Here is a 17358-nt window from a genome sequence, read left to right on the forward strand (position 1 = left end):
CGGGTACAGAGGGCGCGGGGCGCCCTCTGACAGACCGTCAGCGCGGAGCGCTGACCGGCCGGCCAAAGGCCGGCCGTGGAGCCGGCCCGCGGGGCGGGCCGGGGGCCGGTGGGTGGTGCGGCCGTGAATCCGGTTCCGGTTTCCGGGGGTTGGGGTTACTGAATGGCTGGCTAGGGGGTGAGGGGTCTGGCCCTGTCTTTTCCTGCCGGTTTTCGTGGGGTTTCTCGGCGGGTTTTCCGGTGTCCGGCTGGTGTGTTGACTGCCGGTTTCCTGCTTTCCTGCCGTGCGAGTCCAGTATAGGCACCCGATGCGGGTGAAAGCAAGTTATGCAACGGGGAATTGACGGGACGTCGGCCCCGGGCATGCCCGCCGGGCGGACGGTGGGGGCCGTGCGGCCCGCTGTGCGCCACAGGCCCCAGTTTACGGGGCAGTTGGCAGTCAGGGAAGGGCGGCGGCGGGTACGGGCGGGAGAACGGCACCAGGGGCATTCGGGGGCGCATCCCGGGGGCGTTAGATTCACCGGCCCCGGATTGGCGGGGCGTTAGAATCGGCAACTTCCGGGCGGGGGCGGCGGGGCGTCACCGTTAGATTCGCGAGGCTTTCAACGCGCCCGCGCGCGGGTGGCGTTAGATTCGCGCGCCGGTCCCGCACGGGTTCCGGGGTGCCGATTCCGGGGCGTTAGATTCGCGCGTGATTCGATGCGGGCCGAGCGCGCGAGGGCGCTTTCGCGGGCGTCCGCGCCGGACAGCTCGGGGCGGCGGGACCGTCGGGGCGCGGGGGCGGGCGGCTCGCGACCGGAGGCCGGGGCGGACGTCAGGGCTGGGTGAAGTTCCTAAACGGAGCGCGGTTCGTAGAAGCGTAGAAGGGGACTCCCCCTCTGGCGTTGCACGTTCTCTGTTCATCGTGTACTGTAGTTATCACGAGGTCGGGAGAACGAGCCGGCCGAGAAACCAACCCGCTGACCCTGATGGAGGGGATCTTCATGTCCGGTACCCAGACGTTCACCACCCCGGCCGGTGCCACCTACTCGTACACCGTCGAGACGGGCGAGAACGGCGAGGCGGTCTACGACCTGTCCCGCGTCTTCCAGGACGCGGTGTTCCCGATCGGCACGGTCGTGGTCCACCCGAACTACGAGCTGGACCCGGCCGTCCCGGGCCTGCTGAACATCCAGTTCGGCAAGGGCAGCATCGACCGCCACGAGCGCACCGACGTCCCGATGCTGGGCGACGGCAACCAGCCCTACGTGGTCGGTCACCACCTGGTCAACCCGGCCGACCTGACCACCGAGACGGACACCGACACCACGCCCCTGATCAACTTCCGCCGGGTCCTGCTCGCGGCGGCCTACCCCACCAACGCCCCCTCCGAGCGCGCCACCAAGGAGACCTTCACCAAGGTCCAGGACCTCATCACCGCCCTGGTCACCACCTACCAGAACGACAAGAACACCCCCGCCCGCGAGGCCGCCTACGCCAAGTTCCTCGACGCCAAGCGCGCCGAAGCCGTCCAGCACGACATCGACAAGATCAACGCCAAGATCCAGGCCCTCCAGCTCGCCAAGGCCGAACTCACCGACAAGCTCAACGGCTACAAGACCGCGTAACTCCCGCCAGGGCAGGGCGGGCCCCCGCACCCCCTCCAGGGGCCCGCCCTCCCGGCGCGTTGCACATCCGTTTTCCATCGTGTACTGTAGTCATATCAGCCGGGCCGTCGGGGCCGGCATCAGTCCACCCCTGGGAGCCTCCATGTTCGCCCTGTTCCGCCGCTCCGCGAAGGCTGTTGCGCCCTCCCCCGCAAAGACTGCCGAACAGGTCGTGCTCTGCCCGGAGACCGGGCTTCCGTACGGCGAGCCCGGGTCGAATGAGCGGCTGGCCTGGATCTTCGCCATGAACGACTTGGAGGACGCGCGGGAGCGTGCCCTTTCTTCCGGATTCACTGCCTGAACTTCCACATACTCCCGGTCCGGGGTCCACCCCCCCCAGCCCCGGGCCGGGTTCGGTGCCGTAGCTCAGATGGACAGAGCGCGCCCCTGCGGAGGGCGAGGCCATGGGTTCGATTCCCGTCGGCACCACCAACCACCCAACCTCTATGCACCACTTCACACGCGAACGGGAGATCTGATGAATGAGCCGGTGATCGGCCGTAGGACTGGGGTCGTGCTGGGGCTGCTGCTCGGTGTCGTGGCGCTCGCGGTTCCCGTTGCGGCTCTCCTGACCCTGCCCGGCGAGGTGGCCGGGGGTCTCCGGAACGCGTCGGTCGTGGTCGTCTCGCAGGATGGCCGCTGCCGGTAGAAATGCCCTGCGACCCCGCCAGACTCTCCCCGGCGACGGGGAGTTGGCCGCGCCCTTGGGGGGCGGCTCCCTGGGGCGCGTCATACGGCCCCAGGGCACACTGACTCCGTCTGTGCCGTCCGCGCCCGTCCAACGGGCTCCGGGTGGGTACGGGTGGCGCGGACGGGTCACAATGCGCCGTAGCTCAGTTGGCAGAGCGCGCCTCCTATAAGGGCGATGTCACGGGTTCGAGCCCCGTCGGCGCAACCGTTGCTTATTCGAGTATCAGCCGGTAATGTAGTCATTGCGAGGGCGGGAATCGTCCGCCTCGCCCAGCGGCTCAGGCCGCCCTACTTCCCACTCCGCGCCGAAGGGCCTTCCATGACGCACTCTGCTGCTATCGCGACCGACTGGTTCAAGTACACCGGCGCCACCGGGCAGGGCCTCACAGAAGCCCGCATCGTCGATGCCCAAGCCGCTCACAACCCCACCGAGCACCACGCTGACGGCTCACGCACGATCACCTTCGAGCGGACCGGACGCACGGTCACGTACTACCCGGCCACCCCGGACGACGTGACCGCGATCATGGATGCGAACCGCGCCAAGATCGACGGCAACGACCGCTTGGGGAAGGCTGTGTCGGCCGCGCTCCGGGCCGCCGGGGTCCAGATGGCCCGGTGGATGCGGCCCGGGGGGAGCGGTGTCTACGTCCACACCGGGGGCAGTTGGGTGAAGGTGTTCTGGTGGCACGCCACCGAGAAGGAGCAGCGCACCGCCCCGGCCCCCTGGATCGAGGAGAACAACGGCGGCGTCCGGGTCGAGGTGGCCGCAGCGTTGTTGCACGCCGGGTTCCGCTTCACCGACGACGGGTCCGACTTTGAACTGACCTACGACAACAACCGGCACGTCTGAGCTATGGCACTGAAGGGACATCCGATGGACGACGACAAGATGGCCGCTCTTCTGGCCCGCGCAGCGAGCGGCGACATGACGGCCGCCGCCGCGTTCCAGCGGGCACGAGCGGCCCGTGTAGACGCGGGCGAGCGCTTCCGTGCCAGCGGGCGGGCCGCAGCGTGGCGGATGATCCGCGCGAGTGAGTGATCCTGCCCCTCCCCCCTCCGCCTCTCCTCTGCGCCCCGCTCAGCGATCCGCTGGGCGGGGCCGCAGGCGTTCCCGGGTCCGCCGCTGTCTGTCTGCTCGGTCTCCGCCTGGTTCGTGGTCTGTGTCCGGTCCTTCGTCGCTGTCCTGCCTGTCGTCTCATCTGTTCGGCTTGTTGCTTCGGTGTGTGTGGTGCTTCGGTTTGTTCTTCTGTTCTTCTGCTTCGGCTCTTCGGCTTGATCGTGTTGGTGTGCTCTTCGTTTTCCTCGGTTCGGCCCGTCCCTGTTCCCTGCGTCCGTGTTGGTTGCTGTCGCCGATCTTGTGTGCCCGCCGGCTGTCGCCCTTCCGTTGTTGGTCTGTTGTTCTTCGCTGGGTCCTCAATGCCCTTGGGGGTCTCGTAGAGAAGTAGTCGGCGCGGCTGGCCCCCCTTGACCGGGCCTGTGACGTGCGGCTTCTCCCGCCCGGCTCGGATTGATGAGGCGCCTCGTAGAGCGCCTCGTAAGGCGCCTCGTGGGACGCCTCGTAGAGCGCCTCGTAAGGCGCCTCGTAGGGCGCCTCCGTTGCGGGGCCTCCACGGCCTGCGTTCCGGGCTGTGCGACGTGGGGGGTGATTTCTCCCCCCCTCCTTGACACGGCGCAGGGCTGAGAAATCTCCCCTCCCGGCGTGTTCGCTTCGGCCACCGGGAGGGGTGATTTCTCCCCTTCTCCCAGGTGGGGGAGAAGTCTCCTCCCTTTGCCTCGCCTCGGGGTGCCGACCGGGGGGAGAGAATTCTCTGTGACGGTGGGGGAGATTTCTCCCCCACCGAGGGGGGAGAAATCACTGGGCCTACGGTCGGGCGTCAAGCTGGTTGTAGGGCCCTGGGGTGCAGGGGGATCGGTGGCGGCGCGTGGTCGGAGCTGCCGGGATCAGTCGCCCCGGGGCGGCGAGAGTTCGCGGTCGTCGTCCGGGGTTCGGCCGTCGAGGCAGAGGTCACGGTATCCACGGGTGTAGGTGTAGCCGTGGCCGTCGCAGGTGGCGCAGTCGGCGGCATGTCCGGTGGTGGTGCCGAGGCAAGCGATCGGTTCTTGGTGGACAGGCGTGTAGATGCCGTCACCGTGGTGTTCCCAGGTGAGTACGGTGAGGATCTCTCCGTCGCCGGCGCACCCGCCTGCGCAGTCCTGAGGGTGGGGGTCTTCGTCTTCGTCGTGGTCGTCGAGGTCGTGGAGGGCGTCCAGGAGGTAGGCGCGAGCGTCATGGTCGTTGAGGGTGGGCCGACCGTCGAAGGTCCGCAGGGTGTGGCCGGCCTGAGCGGCCGCGGCGGCGGTCGCGGTGTCCGCCGGGGCTGCCGATGAGGCCCAGTCGAGGAGGATGCCCCGGGTGATCAGGTGTCGGCGCCTGTCGTCCGTCACGTCGATGTGGGGGAACTGGGGCGAGCGTCCCAGGGCGGCCCAGGTGTAGGTGTCGCACATCTGGTGAACCAGCCAGGGCGCGGCGCGGTGGCTCGGCAGCGGGCTCTTCTGTGCAGGGGTGGTGGACGTCTGGGTGAGGGCGGCGGCGCCGTTGGTGTGGCCGTGTGCGAGGCCGTGTTGTGTGCGGAGGTGGTCGAGGCCGTTGCGAGGGTGGTCGTGGAGGTCCAGGCCGTCGGCAGCCCGGAGCAGTTCCCCGTAGTCGCGGGCGGCTTCGTACAGGTCGGGGTCCTGAGTGCGCAGGGCGAGTACGTCGCACAGCGCGCCGAGGTGGAGGAACCGGTGGCGGCGCAGTGTGGGGACGAAGCTGCTGTCGGGGGTGTGCTCCAGGGTGTAGGCGAGCTGGTAGTGCGCCCAGCGCGCTTCGAGGAGCAGGCGGGTGATGGACGGGCGCTCTCGGCGGTAGGCGCGAATGATGTGCTCGGGCTGCAGGGTGGTGGGCATCTCTGTCTCCTGGGTGGTGGTTCGTTGATCCGCGGTGGCCAGGGCGCTGCCGCCGGGTCGTTGGCTTCCCCGGTTCGCGCAGGGGTGTACGCCGGACGCTTCGCTCCCGGGCCGGTGTCTCGTCGGCGGGGCGATCGGGAGATCCGGTCGGGAGCGGGCGTACGGCCCTCGGCTGGGGCGCAGTTCGGTCAGCCGGTGGTGGTGACCGTGCAGGCGAGATCGACGGTGAGTTCCGCGTCGTCGTCGGGGCGCAGCAGCGTGGCGAGGGTGCCGAGCGCGGCGGATAGCACCTCGTCGTTCAGGTCGACGGCCGTGGGGGTGTCGTGTTCTTCGTCGTACAGCTCTACGTCGCGGAGACGGTAGTCGGCGTGGCTCATGCCCAGCTTGGAGCGGCTGGCGTCGAAGACGGCGTGGGTGTAGCGGCGGCCGGTGGCCGGCGCCAGGAGGTGGAGCCGGCGGGCGATCGTGTTGCGCAGGGCGTTTTCCTCGGCTTCGGCGACGGTCTCACGCAGCTCGGTCAGCATCTCCAGGTCCACGCTGTCCAGGAGCCGGCGCAGTGCGGCCCTGCGGGTCCGCGCGCGGGCGTGGACGACGGCGGCCTGGGCGCAGCACTGTGCGCGCCAGCACGTGCACCGGTGGCAGTCGAGGCAGTCCTGTGCCCGGTCGCAGCCGCATCGGCAGTCGAACGGACGGCAGTGCTGCCGGTGTTGGGGCTTCGGTGTGCTGCGGATGGCGGCCAGGGAGCGGGACAGCTCGGTGAAGTCGCGGTCTTCGTCCACGAGGTTGGCGGCGAGGGTGTGGCCGTTGTCGCGGAGCATCGCGGCGAGTTCGTCGCAGGTCTCGCGGCGCACGATGAGTGCGTGCGCCTCGACCTGGGCGCCGAGGAGCATGGGGAAGGGGGCCGGGTCGGAGGTGGCATCGGGGGCAGTCATGGTCTGGCTCCGGTTCGCGGGGGGGTGTGGTTGCGGGGTCGGGGTGGCGTGGGTAACTGGTCGCGTGGCAGCGGGTCGCCGGGGTGAAGGGCGCAACGTCGGGCCATGGCTCGTGGTCCTGTCGTGGTGTGGGTCAGATGAGGTCGAGGGTGGGCAGCAGCCCCCACCCTTCGTGGGGGAGGTGCCAGGTGCTCTGGCCGTTGGGCCAGTTCCAGGCCGTGGTGAAGTGGTGGAACTGGGGGGTGAGTTCGACCTGCATGTGGGTGCGCCAGCCCCAGAGCCGGTCTCTTCTGATGTCCGGGTCGGTCACGGTCATCTGGACGCCGAGGTTGCTGACGACGGGGTCGCCGGCTTGGACGCGTTCGAGGAGGGCGGCTTCTACGTAGATCTTGGCGTTGCGAAACCGTGCGTAGAAAGCGGACCGGCGTTGGATGGCGAGGTGTGTCTGCCGCGTTGCTCTGCCCTCGGCGAGGGTGCCGTGGAGGCTGAGGAGTCGGCGGTAGTTGCGGAGGTACGTCGTGCGTTGGGCAGCGGGGTGCTCGGGCGTGGAGAGCATGTCGGTCGCCTCCAGGCGGAGGGTGTCGAAGACGTCCGCCCGGTGGAGGCAGAGGGCTACGTCCCCGCCGAAGGGTGTGGCGTAGACGCGCACGACCGTGGATCGGGCGCGGTAGGGGCCGCAGACGGTCCGGCCGAGCCAGGGGGAGTCGGGGACGGGGTGGAGCTGGGGCTGGGTGAAGTGCGGGTAGGGGTCGACCTCGTCGGTCGGCAGCGGCGGCACGGGCTCGGTCTCCTTGGGGTTGTGGTGCGTCCAGATCAGACGTGGTCGTGAAGGTCGGTTGTGTCGTAGGTGTGCTTGGAGACCTTGATCCAGCCCGTGCGGTCGTCGTCGCGGAGCTTGAGCTTGTACTGGCCGGGTTCCCATCGCTTGCCGGTCTTCTTGCGGCCGACGTACTCCTGCTGGCACTGCTTCGTCGGCTGGGTGCCGCCGCTGGAGGAGCCTGACGAGTTGGAGGTGGTGCCGCCGGTCGCGCGCGGCTTGTTGAGCGTGCCGCCGCCTGTCGTCGAACCGCTCGTCTTGCCGGAGCTGCTCTTCCCGGTTCCGCCTGAGGTGAGGCTCTTGCTGCCACCGCCGCCGGTGGTGGTGCTCCTGCCGCCGGTGCCGCCCACCGTGCGGCCGGAGAGGGACATGGTGAAGGCGCTGGTGTGGATGTCGGTGCACTTGTCCCGGTAGATGTTCTTGTACTCCTGGACCCAGTAACCGGCGTGGCCTTCCTTGTCGATGACCTCGCCGTGCCGGAGGGGTTCTTGGGAGCAGCCCGTCAGAAGGAGGAGAGCAGCGGCGGCCGTCGAGGTGAGGGCGAGGGAACGGGCGGTGGGCACGACGGTGTCTCCTGGGCGTGTGTGGGTGTGCTCGTCTGCTACAGGTGTCGAGCGCGAGCGGCGTGTGACACGGGGCGGAAGATCACCCCGGCAACATCAAATTACATTTTGAGACTCGAATATGCAACACCTAGCGGGAGTTCGGCCCCCGCCGACCGGATGGCCGCCCCGGGACGGCAACCGTGGCGCGCGGGTGTGTCTCCCGCCGGGTCGGCTCACTTCCCAAGGTGCTCAACCCGCCATGCCGATGGCCCTCTTTCCGGGTCCGGCACGATGCGCACCCCGCTCTTCGCCGGGTCTCCGCCCCCGGAGAGCAGCGGAGAGCGGTGCGGAGAGTCCGCAGGTCGGCGACGCTCTCCGCGTGCGGAGAGCGGCCCGGAGACCGTGGATGGGGATTCGGCGGAGGAGGGCAAGGGAGGCAGCTCGTCCCGGTGCACACCGGCCCGCCCTGCCTTGCCCCTGGCGCGGAACTTACGGGACGGGTCGTAGCCGGCCTGGAGCAGCTGCCCGCGCAGCTCCTCATCGCTGGCGTCCTGGAGACCGGGGAGCCGCTCTCGCATGGCCGGCCGGAGGTCCTGCAGGTGGACTCCGTTGTCCGTTCCGATCAGCTCCCGGAGCAGGGCGGTGAGAGGGTCTTCCACGGGCCCTTCCGCAGGAGGCTCGACGTCCTCCTCGGCGGTCTCCCGTGCGGCCTGGGCCGTGGCCGTCCCGCCGTCGGCCGGGGCGACGGCCGAAGGGCCCGCCGGGTCGGCCGCCGGAGCGTGGGCGGGCGGCTTCAGCACATCGGCCAGGCGGTCCGTCAAGGAGCGCGCTGCTGCCCTGGCCTGCTTGGCCGACGGCTTGGTGGCGCCCTTGGCCGGGCGGGTGCGCAGGACCTGGGTGGCCCATCTCTCCGCGATCACGGCCGCCGCCGGCCAGGCCGGGAGCAGGGCGAGCGGCACCAAGGGGTAGACGGCCGCGGTGTGCGCCGCGGTGTAGACGACCAGGCCGGGGATCACCAGCAGGCGGGTCACCGGCGAGACCTTCGGCGCGACGTCACCGGTGAACCACGCCCTCCCGACTGTCAGGAGAACGCGTGTCCCGGTGCGCAGGGGCGTCCACAGGAAGCGCGGGACGCCGGCCAGGCGCCGCGCGATGCGGCGGCCGGCCGTGCTGGTGACCTCGGCAACCAGCGAGCCGAACTCCGCTGCCGTGCTGCGGTCCACAACGACGTACGGGCGAAGGTCCGGCATCGCCAGCGCGCGACGGGGAGCGTCGTCCTGCCCCTGCTCTTCCGCGCTGTCGGTGTCCTGTTCCTGAGGAAGGACGTCGTCGATCGTCCCGGCCGTGGGAGAGCTCGTCGTGCTGGCGTCGTCCCCCTGCGGGATCGTCCCGGAGGCCGAGTCGTCGTCCGGGATCGGGCGCAGGTGTGGCAGGGCGGTCATGAGCCGATGCTCTGTGCGATCGCCGAGATGCGGTCGGCCAGCTGTCCCCATGGGCCGGCGGCGCCGGAGGCCACATAGAAGAGGAAGAGGAAGAGCATCGAGAAGCCCCGGCGGCTGAGCTTCTTGAACAGGGCGAGCGCCACAAGGACGCCGGCCAGCGCCGGCATCGTGAGCTTCGGGAAGGCTTTCCCGATCAGGCTGATGATGTCGTTGACGAGCGAGGAGACGGTGTCGAAGGGGAATCCTGCGGCCACGAACGCCGCGCCGGCGATGGGCGGGAGCAGGACGCACGCCCACCACGGCAGGGGGCCGGCCTTCCCGTTCTCGTTGTCCTTCGTGCCGAACCACAGCACGACGGTGAGGATGGCGGCGACTCCGAAGACGCCGACGCCGGTGAGGAAGCTCATGGGGTGTTTCCGTTCCTTACGGTGCGGCGACGTCAGAACGTCATCTGGGAGATGGGGGTGGGGTCGCCGTACATCGCCACACCGGCGACGAGGCAGGCGGACGGGATCCGGGCCGCCCAGGCCAGGGGCCAGATCCACTTCCGTGCCCGGTAGTCCAGGAGCAGGACGCCTGCCGCGATGCCGTAGCAGGTCCAGCTGTAGAAGTCGTTGAGGGTGGGGTGTTCCCTGACCAGGAAGGCGACGCCGTCGCGGACCCACTGGGGCCAGCCGCGCCAGAACCCCACGCCCAGTGCGCTCCCGGAGTAGAGCAGCCAGGTGACCTGGGGCGGTGTGGACCGGATCGCCTCGATCAACGAGCGGCGATCCGGCGCCGGCCGGATGATCTGCGCGATGCCGGGGGCGGCAAACGGCGGGCGGCCGGCCCGCCAGGGGCGGTGGCGCTGCTGTGCCGTCTTCTTCAGTGCCTCGGCCCTGCGCCGCCGGCTCGGGGCAGCCGGCTCGTCGCCGTTCTCCTCGGACTCCTCGCCAGGTTCGGGGGCTTCGTCTCCCGGCGTCTCCCCGGCACCGGCTTCGCCTGCGTCGTTCGCGGCGTTGCCCACCCACGTGCGTACGCGGTCGCGCAGCCGCGGGCGGCCGGCGACGGGGTCCTCCTGGACCACGTCGTCCTCCGGCTCCCTTTCCTGCTCGTGCTCCGGCTCTGCCGGCTCGTCGGCCTCGTCCGGGATGGTGAGTTCGGGCTTGTCGGGCAGGCGCCAGTCCGGCAGGCGGGCGGCGCCGAGCTGGGAGGCGGTGCTCGCGGCCGGTTGCCGGTCCGAGGGTCGCTCGTCGGCAGGTGGCCGGCCTGGCGCCGCGGTCACCGTGGACTGCGGTGCGCCCGGGCCCGGGTCTGCGGGACGGATGTCGTCGGCAAGGGGCTCGGCGTAGCCGACCGGGCGCGCGCCGACCTTGGCCAGCATGCGGCGGATCAGCTTCTCGTCCGCTCCGACACGGTGGTGCCCATGTTCGGCAGCGGTGGGCACATGGCCCGCCGAGGCGCGGCGGGCACGCCGTGTGCGGCTCCGGACCCGTGTGAAGGGGGTGTCGCTCATCGAGCGGTCCTCCGCTCAGCGTCGGGGCGCGGCACAAGAGCCAGGTGCCGGCTCCTCCGCGTTGCGCGAGCGGGCTGTGCGGGGCGCGGACGGGCCGATGTCCGTCGGTCCCGGGCGATAAGGGCGAGAGCTTCGTTGACGTGCTCATCGAAGGTGGTCATGGGGTGCGGTCCTCATGGTCGTGCTCGCGGGCAGCATCACGGCGCCCTGCGGAGCGTCGCGTCAGGGCTGCCGGGCGCCGGCGCCGGCGGGGACGAGGAGGCCATTGCCGAGTTGCGCGTAACCGTCGCCTGCGGCCTGGTCGAGGCCTTCGTCCAGCAGCTGCTCCGCGGCGAAGGTGCGGGCGGGGAGCAGGAGGGGGCGGACGGCTTCGGCCGGCTGGAGGCCGTTGCCGACCGCGACCGCTACGTCGAAGTGGTCGAGCCGGTCCTCGGCGGCCTCACCGTCGGGCGCGGCATGGGCCTTGAGCGCCTCGGGCAGCCACTCACGCTGTGTCCTCAGGAACCGCTTCGCCCGCTTGTTGCCGATGCCGAGGGCACTGGCGCACTTGTTGATGCCCCAGGCGAAGGCACCGTCATCCCCGCGTGGCACGGTCGCAATGAACGCGGCCATGACCTCGTCGTCGGTCTTGTGGTCGGTCAGTGCCGACTCATCCCTCGGTGTGTCCTCAGACGGGTGGGGCCCGGTCGCATCTGCCTCGTCACCGGCGTCCGACACGTCCTCGTCCTCACCCATCCCCGCTGTGAGCTGGGGGTTCTCTTCGCCGCCCGGGTGGGATGGGCCGGGAGGATGAGGCGCGGCATGCTGTGGGGGGATGGCCGGGATGGTGCCGATCAGGGTGGCGCGGAGCTGGTCGAAGGCCTTGGTGGTGCGCAGGTTCATCCCCGCCATGTCCGTCTGAAGGACACGCATCTGCAGCCGGGCGACGACCCGCTCCAGGACATGGGTGTCGGAGCATCCCGCCCGTTCGCTGGCACGCTGGGCACGGGTGTCGGCATGGATCTCGGCCAGACGGTATGCCCAGCGGGTCATCCCGCCGGCGTGCTTGACCGCCTCTTGTGCGCGGCGAAGCCGGTACCAGCGGTAGGCGGCTCTGCCGACGCGGACGTCGGCGGTGGCTTCTTCCTGCGACAGGTCCTGGCGTGCGGCGAGCAGCAGCGCGACGCGGAAGGCTTCGACGGGATGGAACAGGCGCACCAGGGCGATGCGGCGGTCGGGGCGGCCGCGCCCGGCGCGGGCTGCGCGGCGTTCCTCAAGCGAGCCGATTTCCCAGAGCACGGCGGCCAGCACCGGCCATACGGCGCGGACGGCGGAGCCGAGCGGGGAGGCGGCCTCGGCGGCGGAGAAGACGGCGCTGATGCCGGCGAGGACCCAGAAGAGTGTTCCGGACAGGCCCGGGCCTTCGCCGGCGCGGGCGCGGCGGCGCGCTCGACGTCCGCAGACCATGGCGGCGACGTCCAGGGCGACGAAGGGCAGGAGGTCGAAGGGATCGGTCAGGCCCATCTGGTGGCGGCCGACCCTGCGTAGCCCGGTGGCCGACAGCGCGGCCGCGGCTGCGGCGATGACGACGGTGAGGACGTCCTCGATGCGGCGGCCGCGACGATCGGCGGCCGCGGCGCGTTCGTCGTCGCTGAGCGTGGCCATGGCGACCCGGTGCCGGCGGACGGCGATGGCCGGGCCGATGGTGAGGACGAGCGCCCCCAGGACGAACTGCCAGCTACCCAGGAGCTCGGCTGCCGCCCCGCCGCGGGGGACGAGGTCGTAGATCACGGGGAATCCCTCCTGGCGAGGAAGTCGGCCGCGTCGGCGGCACGGGGGTGCAGCTGCTCGCCGCCGGGCGGCGCCGGGTCCTGGGTGATCCACGCCCGGTAGGCGTCGCGCTCGAGGGTCACCTGGCGGAGCTGGGCCAGGAGCAGCATGGTGAGGGGGTGGATGCTCGGTGCCTGCGCGCCGGCCGGGACGAGGACGGGCAGTAAGACGGCGTCGTCGCGGCGGGCGAGGGAACTGACCAGGGCGCGGGTGAGGGCGCGGCCGTCGGCGGCGGGGCTCATGCGGCCTCCGTCCAGCCGGCGTTGCGGCGGTGGGCGGCGACGAGCTCGTCGCGGCGCTGGAGGGCCTTGGTGACCGCGAGGCGGTTCTTCTCGCGCTTGTCGGCGGGCACCGATCCGCCGAGGTACTGGCCGGCGAGCCGCTGTACCTCGGCCGCCGCGGCAATCCGGGCCTGCTGCGAGGAGGCAGCGTGCTCGTCCTCGGCGCGGGCCGCGGCGACACGGTCCGACTCCGCCGCCAGGCGCCGCTCGAGCTCTTCCGGCACGAGGCCGCCGCGGATCCCGACGGTGTCGTCGTCGCGCAGCGCGAGCTCGGCGCATGCCGCACGTACCGGGCACACGGTGCAGTGGTCGCGGACCGTGCGGGCGCGGCGCTGCTTCCACTCGTCGTCCGGCTCGCCGTCCTCCTGGTAGAAGTCGTTGACGTCCGGACGGACCGCGTGGCACACCGAGTGGGTGAGCGCGCGGCGCAGCTGAGGAGCACGGAACTGCTGGGTGACAAGGTCGCCGTCGTCGCCGGCGAGGTATCCGCCGGCGACGAGGCTGTCGATCGGCTCGGTTCCGGCGATGTATCGAGCGATATCGGCTTCGGCCGGTTCACCAGTCGGGCTCGGGGGCAGCTCGTGGGCTGCCATCATGGTGTTCACGCGTTCTCATCTCCTGTGACGGATGTGCGAGATGAGGCGCTGCGGCCTCCCGGGGGTACCAGCCCCGGGGGCCGCTTGCTTTTCCACGCCCCATCTGACTTAACTGACTGCGTCAGATGAGTCAGATAATGCATGGCGTTGCCGATCACGTCAAGCAAGGAGGAGCCCGTGGATCACATGGCCAGGGAGCAGTGGCTGGTGCGGCAAGATGTGGGCATGACGTCCCATCACCCGCACGAACGCGCCGCGGCGGCACTACGAGCCGACATCACGGCGGGCACGTTTGCACCCGGAGAAGCCTTGCCGGGGCAGCGGGAGTTGGCCGACAGGTACGGCGTCGCACAGAACACACTGGGTCAGGCACTGCGGCTCCTCGAGGCCGAGGGGCTGGTCGAGATGGCCCCCCGGCGCAGAACGCGGGTCCTACAGCCCTTTCCCCATCTGGAGGTCCGCCTGTCCGGCGACGGCCACCTCCACCCCGTCGACGCGGACAGCCTCGGCCACGCCGACCTGCAGGCCGGCGCCAGGGCCGTCGACGAGCGGGCAGCCGAAGCGCTCCACCTCCCGCCTGGTGCGCGGCTCTTCGTCCACCGGGCCACCCTGCTCCACGCCGGGACGCCCTGGGCCCTGCAGACACTCCTCACCCCGACCGCGATCGACGCGCCCGACGGCGGGGACGCCGCCGCCATGGAACCCTTCGTCACCAGCGCCACGGGACAGGAGACGGCACACAGCAGCCGCTGGTCCGCGCGGCCCGCGACAGCCGAGGAGAACAGACTGCTCAGGGGACACGGCCTCACAGTCCTGGAAGTCCGGAGAGTGGGCTTCATCGACGAACGCCCTAATTCCTACCTTCTGACGGTAGTTAGGGCAGATCGGATGACAATCGTCACCGAAAGCGGCAGTTGAGCACTTCCTCGCCCAACTCACCCTTTCTGTCGCACTATTTCCACGCTCCGGATACGGCCCAACGACAACGGTCCGGATGCGTGTGCGCGGCCCCTTACAGGGGATAGGGTGGCTTCCGCTTGATCCACTACGCCTCACCCCGGGGCCCAGGCGCGCAGCGCCCAGTCAGGGCCCCGGTGAACCGAGAAGGCGGTTCTCTGATGACCAGCACCGTGCAGTTCCGCACCCCGGGCGAGTTTCGCGCGGCGTGCGTGACACTGCTGCGGATCTCTCCCGGTGCGGTCCGATCCGAGCGCATGGAGCAGTCCCCCGGGAAGGGGGAGTCGATCATGTCGTAGCAACCGCCGGGCGGGCGCCTCTAGCAAAGGCCGCTCCTCGCCCTCTCCGCCGGCTTCGGAGCTAGCAACTCCTCTGCCGGCCGTCACCGCTCAGTCCCGGGTTAGCGGCCCAGTCCGAGCGAAGGCCAGACCGAAATGGTCCGGCAATCACTGCCCTCCAGCAGCAATCCCCCCGAAGGGGTTCGTCGTTTCCCGGGGCGACCCGGGAGAACGGGGTCCATCTTGCAGTACAGCCATGCCCTTTGTCAGCTCGGACGCCCCCATTGCCCGGCGTCCGCGGCGATATTTCGCCCATCCGTGACGACACCGCCACATGTTGTGTCCGCCTGGCCGGCTCGCACGGCATCGGGAACCCTGGCGCGCGGCGCACTCGTCCCTCCCCCCTTGACCAGGTCTGGTCGGCACCCCTTGACCAGGGGTGCCGCCTCCTCGGCTGCGGGCCCGGGAAGGCGGCCGTTCCCAGCTCTGGTCAAGGGGGCCGGCCGCGGTCTTGAGCACCCCCTTGACCTGCAGGTCACAGGGCCTTCGGGGAATTCCTCAAGCCGGCTGTCACACCGCCGGGCTTTTCGACACCCGTAGCAGCTGAAGGCCTCGCTCCTTCAGCTTCCGTCCGAGTGCCTTTGGCCAGACCCCAGACCGCGCGTCCTCCGAGGACGCCGTCGAGACCCAGCGCGCCCAGGTCGCCGCCTTCGCGGCACCGGTGTGCCAGGAGAAGCGTGCCCCGCACAGCAGCAGTACTCACCGCCCCGCCCCCAGCGGGCGCTGTCGCGCGCCCGCCGCGCCGCCAGCGGGTCAAGGTGCCCCTGCGCCTGATCACCACCCCGCAGTACGCCGATGTCGCGGTGAGCGTGTACGTCAAGATCGCCGCGCTGGGCTCCCGCCCCGAAGGCTGCACGGCCGCGACCGCAACCATCGCGGAGTACCTCGGCCTGTCGAAAGCCTCCGTCGAACGCGGCATGACGCAGCTGAGGCGGCCCGGACCCGACGGCGTCGTCGAGCTGTCCTCGACCCGTCGCTCCTTGCCCGGCGGGTGCGGCACCTCAGCCGTGCGCCGCACCCGGCCGTTGACGGCGACCGAGCGGTTCGTCTGGATCCCGGTGGCCGCCGCCGAGGACCTCACCCCGCGGCAGCTGCGCGCGTACGCCCTCATCGCCTACGCCCAGGTCCAGCGGATCCCGCTGACGGAGTCGGAGATCGCAGGAGCGCTGCACCACCACAGCGGGCGTCGGGCCGGCCAGCCGCTGACCACGGCGGCCGCGGGCGAGATCGTCGACGAGCTGGAGGCCACGGGCTGGGTCACCGTGGAGCGGCGGGCCGGGGCGCGCGGCCGACACCGCTTCATCGCCCACGACATCCCGCCCGCCGTCTCGGCGGCACCGGCCTGTGGACAGCCGGCTTCGGACACCGCTGGAGCTCCCTCGACCTCTGGGTCTGGTGAGGGATCGGGTTCGTCGGCTGATGCGGGATCGCTCGCGACTATGGAAGAACCTAGAACTGACCGACCTGATGACGAGCGCGCCCCCTCCTCACCCGCCGTAGGCGAAGTACAGGTGGGTAAAGGTGTGGAAAACCTGGTGCTGCAGCCGCCGGAGACAGCGGGCAAGGACGGGCTCGCGCTGCGCGCGGATGACAACCAACCCCCCTTGACCAGCCCCTTGATGCCCCCCTTGACCAGCCCGTCCCGGTACGCCGGACCGGAGCTGACCATCAGCGCCCGCATCCACGCCGTCCTGGAGCCCGTGCACTGGCTCTTCCGCCAGACCAGCGTCTACGTCCAGCGGCGGATCGCTCGCGAAGTCGGCCGCCAGTTGCGCTCGGGCATCGACGACGCCCGTCTCCGGCACCGGCTCAGCAGCCGGTATGCCCGCACCATGAGCCACGAGATCAAGGATCCCGGCCGGTGGCTCCTCGGCGTTGCTCTGCCGCACTGGGGCTGCGGAATCTTCGACTGCGAGGCAGGCGTCCTGTGGACCAGCGGCCGCCGGTGCTCGGTCTGTGAAGAGATCTTCCAGGATCGGCGCCGAGCCGACGCACCGCCACCAGAGACCGCACCACGTCCCGTCCCTGCCCTCGGCGCCGAGGTCGCGGCCCACCCGGCAGCACCAGGCGCTCCTCGCAGCCAGTGCCGGGAGTGCGGGTGCCTGATCTTCCGGATCAACCGTGCGGCCGAAGACGGGCTGTGCCGACTCTGCAGGGAGGAACAAACGGCGTCCTGCACACCGCCGGTGCCGATGTCCCCTGGGGTGCCAGAGCTCTGCATCGGGTGGGGCGGTGCCCGGTGCACCCGGCCTGCACTCGGCAACGCCGGCCTGTGTGTGCGGTGTCGCAGCCGCCAACTCGAGTGCGCCGCATCGTGACCGCAGCCTGCCCCGGGTGCCCGGACCCGCACCACGGGCACCGGCAGCATCGTGGATGCGATGCACTGCACCCCGCGGCGATGCACGGCACCGGCCCGGCGGAACCCCGTGCATCGCGTCGTCCGACGCGGCGCTGTGCTCGAAGTGCGGCTGCCACCCGCCGCTCCCCTGTCGCCCCGGCAGACGCACCGACCTCCGGCGGTTGCCCGGGGCTGAGTGCCCGGGGCGCCATCGATCATCTCGAATGCAGACCGCGCCTCGACTCGACCGACCGCACCCCTTGACCAGGTCTCGCAGCCGGGCTGTTTCCCCTTGACCGCGCGTCTGGTCAAGGGGAAACAGCCCGGAGCCTTCGTGCCCCCAGGGGCGCCAGGAGGCAGTCCCACCCTCGATCGGTCACACGGCGCGCGCTTTCGACGCCTCAGGTTGTCCGGTGCCAGGCGGACGCGCCGGTGCGCCGCCTGACTCCAGAGCTGCCAGCCCCCGGCGCGGCCGGGCCGGGGCGGACGCGGTGCACGTCCGATGCCGATGCCAGCGAGGAACGAGTGCCCGGCATCGAGGGTGG

Annotated in this window: 17 protein-coding genes and 2 tRNA genes; 9 read left to right on the forward strand and 10 right to left on the reverse strand. The window is 70.7% G+C overall.

The window, feature by feature from the left end; genetic code table 11:
• The first annotated feature begins 982 nt into the window (after positions 1-982).
• The 6 genes from ACFV3R_RS09665 to ACFV3R_RS09690 all read left to right on the forward strand — a co-directional run bounded on the left by ACFV3R_RS09665 (position 983) and on the right by ACFV3R_RS09690 (position 3377).
• Positions 983-1606, forward strand: coding sequence for a hypothetical protein (locus tag ACFV3R_RS09665; protein WP_344314853.1), 624 nt, complete (start codon positions 983-985; stop codon positions 1604-1606).
• A 142-nt stretch (positions 1607-1748) separates the two neighbouring features.
• A complete protein-coding gene (locus ACFV3R_RS09670; protein WP_385578306.1) occupies positions 1749-1946 on the forward strand; it encodes a hypothetical protein in 198 nt (65 codons plus the stop codon).
• Between the two features lie 54 nt (positions 1947-2000).
• A tRNA-Arg gene (locus ACFV3R_RS09675) sits at positions 2001-2077 on the forward strand.
• Between the two features lie 390 nt (positions 2078-2467).
• Positions 2468-2540, forward strand: a tRNA-Ile gene (locus ACFV3R_RS09680).
• 114 nt (positions 2541-2654) lie between these two features.
• Positions 2655-3188 (forward strand): hypothetical protein, encoded by a 534-nt coding sequence (locus ACFV3R_RS09685; RefSeq protein ID WP_385578309.1) that lies wholly within the window; start codon positions 2655-2657, stop codon positions 3186-3188.
• Between the two features lie 24 nt (positions 3189-3212).
• Positions 3213-3377, forward strand: coding sequence for a hypothetical protein (locus ACFV3R_RS09690; RefSeq protein ID WP_385578312.1), 165 nt, complete (start codon positions 3213-3215; stop codon positions 3375-3377).
• Positions 3378-4279: 902 nt separating this feature from the next.
• On the opposite strand, the gene ACFV3R_RS09695 is transcribed toward ACFV3R_RS09690, so the two are convergent.
• The 10 genes from ACFV3R_RS09695 to ACFV3R_RS09740 form a co-directional block, all read right to left on the reverse strand.
• Positions 4280-5263: a hypothetical protein gene (locus ACFV3R_RS09695; protein WP_385578314.1), complete on the reverse strand. Its 984-nt coding sequence runs from the start codon at positions 5261-5263 to the stop codon at positions 4280-4282.
• Positions 5264-5451: 188 nt separating this feature from the next.
• Positions 5452-6195, reverse strand: a complete 744-nt coding sequence (locus ACFV3R_RS09700; protein WP_385578316.1) for a hypothetical protein — start codon at positions 6193-6195, stop codon at positions 5452-5454.
• 133 nt (positions 6196-6328) lie between these two features.
• A complete protein-coding gene (locus ACFV3R_RS09705; RefSeq protein ID WP_385578319.1) occupies positions 6329-6973 on the reverse strand; it encodes a hypothetical protein in 645 nt (214 codons plus the stop codon).
• A 35-nt stretch (positions 6974-7008) separates the two neighbouring features.
• Positions 7009-7575, reverse strand: coding sequence for a hypothetical protein (locus ACFV3R_RS09710; RefSeq protein WP_385578322.1), 567 nt, complete (start codon positions 7573-7575; stop codon positions 7009-7011).
• Between the two features lie 215 nt (positions 7576-7790).
• Positions 7791-8999, reverse strand: coding sequence for a hypothetical protein (locus ACFV3R_RS09715; protein WP_385578325.1), 1209 nt, complete (start codon positions 8997-8999; stop codon positions 7791-7793).
• Complete coding sequence (locus tag ACFV3R_RS09720) at positions 8996-9406, reverse strand: hypothetical protein (protein ID WP_385578328.1); 411 nt, start codon at positions 9404-9406, stop codon at positions 8996-8998. The genes ACFV3R_RS09715 and ACFV3R_RS09720 overlap by 4 nt, the downstream gene beginning before the upstream one ends.
• Positions 9407-9438: 32 nt before the next feature.
• Positions 9439-10494 (reverse strand): hypothetical protein, encoded by a 1056-nt coding sequence (locus ACFV3R_RS09725; protein WP_385578331.1) that lies wholly within the window; start codon positions 10492-10494, stop codon positions 9439-9441.
• 222 nt (positions 10495-10716) lie between these two features.
• Entirely contained in the window at positions 10717-12264 is a 1548-nt protein-coding gene (locus ACFV3R_RS09730; protein ID WP_385578334.1) for a hypothetical protein, read from the reverse strand.
• On the reverse strand, positions 12261-12545 hold the full coding sequence (locus tag ACFV3R_RS09735) for a hypothetical protein (RefSeq protein WP_385578337.1): 285 nt from the start codon (positions 12543-12545) through the stop codon (positions 12261-12263). Before ACFV3R_RS09735 ends, ACFV3R_RS09730 begins: the two co-directional genes overlap by 4 nt.
• Positions 12542-13180 (reverse strand): WhiB family transcriptional regulator, encoded by a 639-nt coding sequence (locus ACFV3R_RS09740; protein WP_385579137.1) that lies wholly within the window; start codon positions 13178-13180, stop codon positions 12542-12544. Before ACFV3R_RS09740 ends, ACFV3R_RS09735 begins: the two co-directional genes overlap by 4 nt.
• Positions 13181-13366: 186 nt before the next feature.
• On the opposite strand from ACFV3R_RS09740, the gene ACFV3R_RS09745 reads away from it, so the two are divergent.
• The 3 genes from ACFV3R_RS09745 (at position 13367) to ACFV3R_RS09755 (ending at position 16793) form a co-directional block, all read left to right on the forward strand.
• Positions 13367-14098: a GntR family transcriptional regulator gene (locus tag ACFV3R_RS09745; protein ID WP_385579140.1), complete on the forward strand. Its 732-nt coding sequence runs from the start codon at positions 13367-13369 to the stop codon at positions 14096-14098.
• Positions 14099-14298: 200 nt separating this feature from the next.
• On the forward strand, positions 14299-14436 hold the full coding sequence (locus ACFV3R_RS09750; RefSeq protein WP_385578340.1) for a hypothetical protein: 138 nt from the start codon (positions 14299-14301) through the stop codon (positions 14434-14436).
• Between the two features lie 716 nt (positions 14437-15152).
• The gene (locus ACFV3R_RS09755) at positions 15153-16793 is read left to right on the forward strand and encodes a hypothetical protein (protein ID WP_385578342.1); all 1641 of its coding nucleotides are present in this window, start codon (positions 15153-15155) and stop codon (positions 16791-16793) included.
• Positions 16794-17358: the final 565 nt, after the last annotated feature.

This window comes from Streptomyces sp. NPDC059740 (assembly GCF_042733155.1).
Classification (GTDB): domain Bacteria; phylum Actinomycetota; class Actinomycetes; order Streptomycetales; family Streptomycetaceae; genus Streptomyces.

What these genes read in the sequence shown, in the direction of transcription:
- ACFV3R_RS09665 (WP_344314853.1), top strand. Translation starts at nt 983, where the DNA reads ATGTCCGGTACCCAGACGTTCACCACCCCGGCCGGTGCCACCTACTCG.
- ACFV3R_RS09670 (WP_385578306.1), top strand. Translation starts at nt 1,749, where the DNA reads ATGTTCGCCCTGTTCCGCCGCTCCGCGAAGGCTGTTGCGCCCTCCCCC.
- ACFV3R_RS09685 (WP_385578309.1), top strand. Translation starts at nt 2,655, where the DNA reads ATGACGCACTCTGCTGCTATCGCGACCGACTGGTTCAAGTACACCGGC.
- ACFV3R_RS09690 (WP_385578312.1), top strand. Translation starts at nt 3,213, where the DNA reads ATGGACGACGACAAGATGGCCGCTCTTCTGGCCCGCGCAGCGAGCGGC.
- ACFV3R_RS09695 (WP_385578314.1), bottom strand. Translation starts at nt 5,263, where the DNA reads ATGCCCACCACCCTGCAGCCCGAGCACATCATTCGCGCCTACCGCCGA.
- ACFV3R_RS09700 (WP_385578316.1), bottom strand. Translation starts at nt 6,195, where the DNA reads ATGACTGCCCCCGATGCCACCTCCGACCCGGCCCCCTTCCCCATGCTC.
- ACFV3R_RS09715 (WP_385578325.1), bottom strand. Translation starts at nt 8,999, where the DNA reads ATGACCGCCCTGCCACACCTGCGCCCGATCCCGGACGACGACTCGGCC.
- ACFV3R_RS09720 (WP_385578328.1), bottom strand. Translation starts at nt 9,406, where the DNA reads ATGAGCTTCCTCACCGGCGTCGGCGTCTTCGGAGTCGCCGCCATCCTC.
- ACFV3R_RS09725 (WP_385578331.1), bottom strand. Translation starts at nt 10,494, where the DNA reads ATGAGCGACACCCCCTTCACACGGGTCCGGAGCCGCACACGGCGTGCC.
- ACFV3R_RS09735 (WP_385578337.1), bottom strand. Translation starts at nt 12,545, where the DNA reads ATGAGCCCCGCCGCCGACGGCCGCGCCCTCACCCGCGCCCTGGTCAGT.
- ACFV3R_RS09740 (WP_385579137.1), bottom strand. Translation starts at nt 13,180, where the DNA reads ATGATGGCAGCCCACGAGCTGCCCCCGAGCCCGACTGGTGAACCGGCC.
- ACFV3R_RS09745 (WP_385579140.1), top strand. Translation starts at nt 13,367, where the DNA reads ATGGCCAGGGAGCAGTGGCTGGTGCGGCAAGATGTGGGCATGACGTCC.
- ACFV3R_RS09750 (WP_385578340.1), top strand. Translation starts at nt 14,299, where the DNA reads ATGACCAGCACCGTGCAGTTCCGCACCCCGGGCGAGTTTCGCGCGGCG.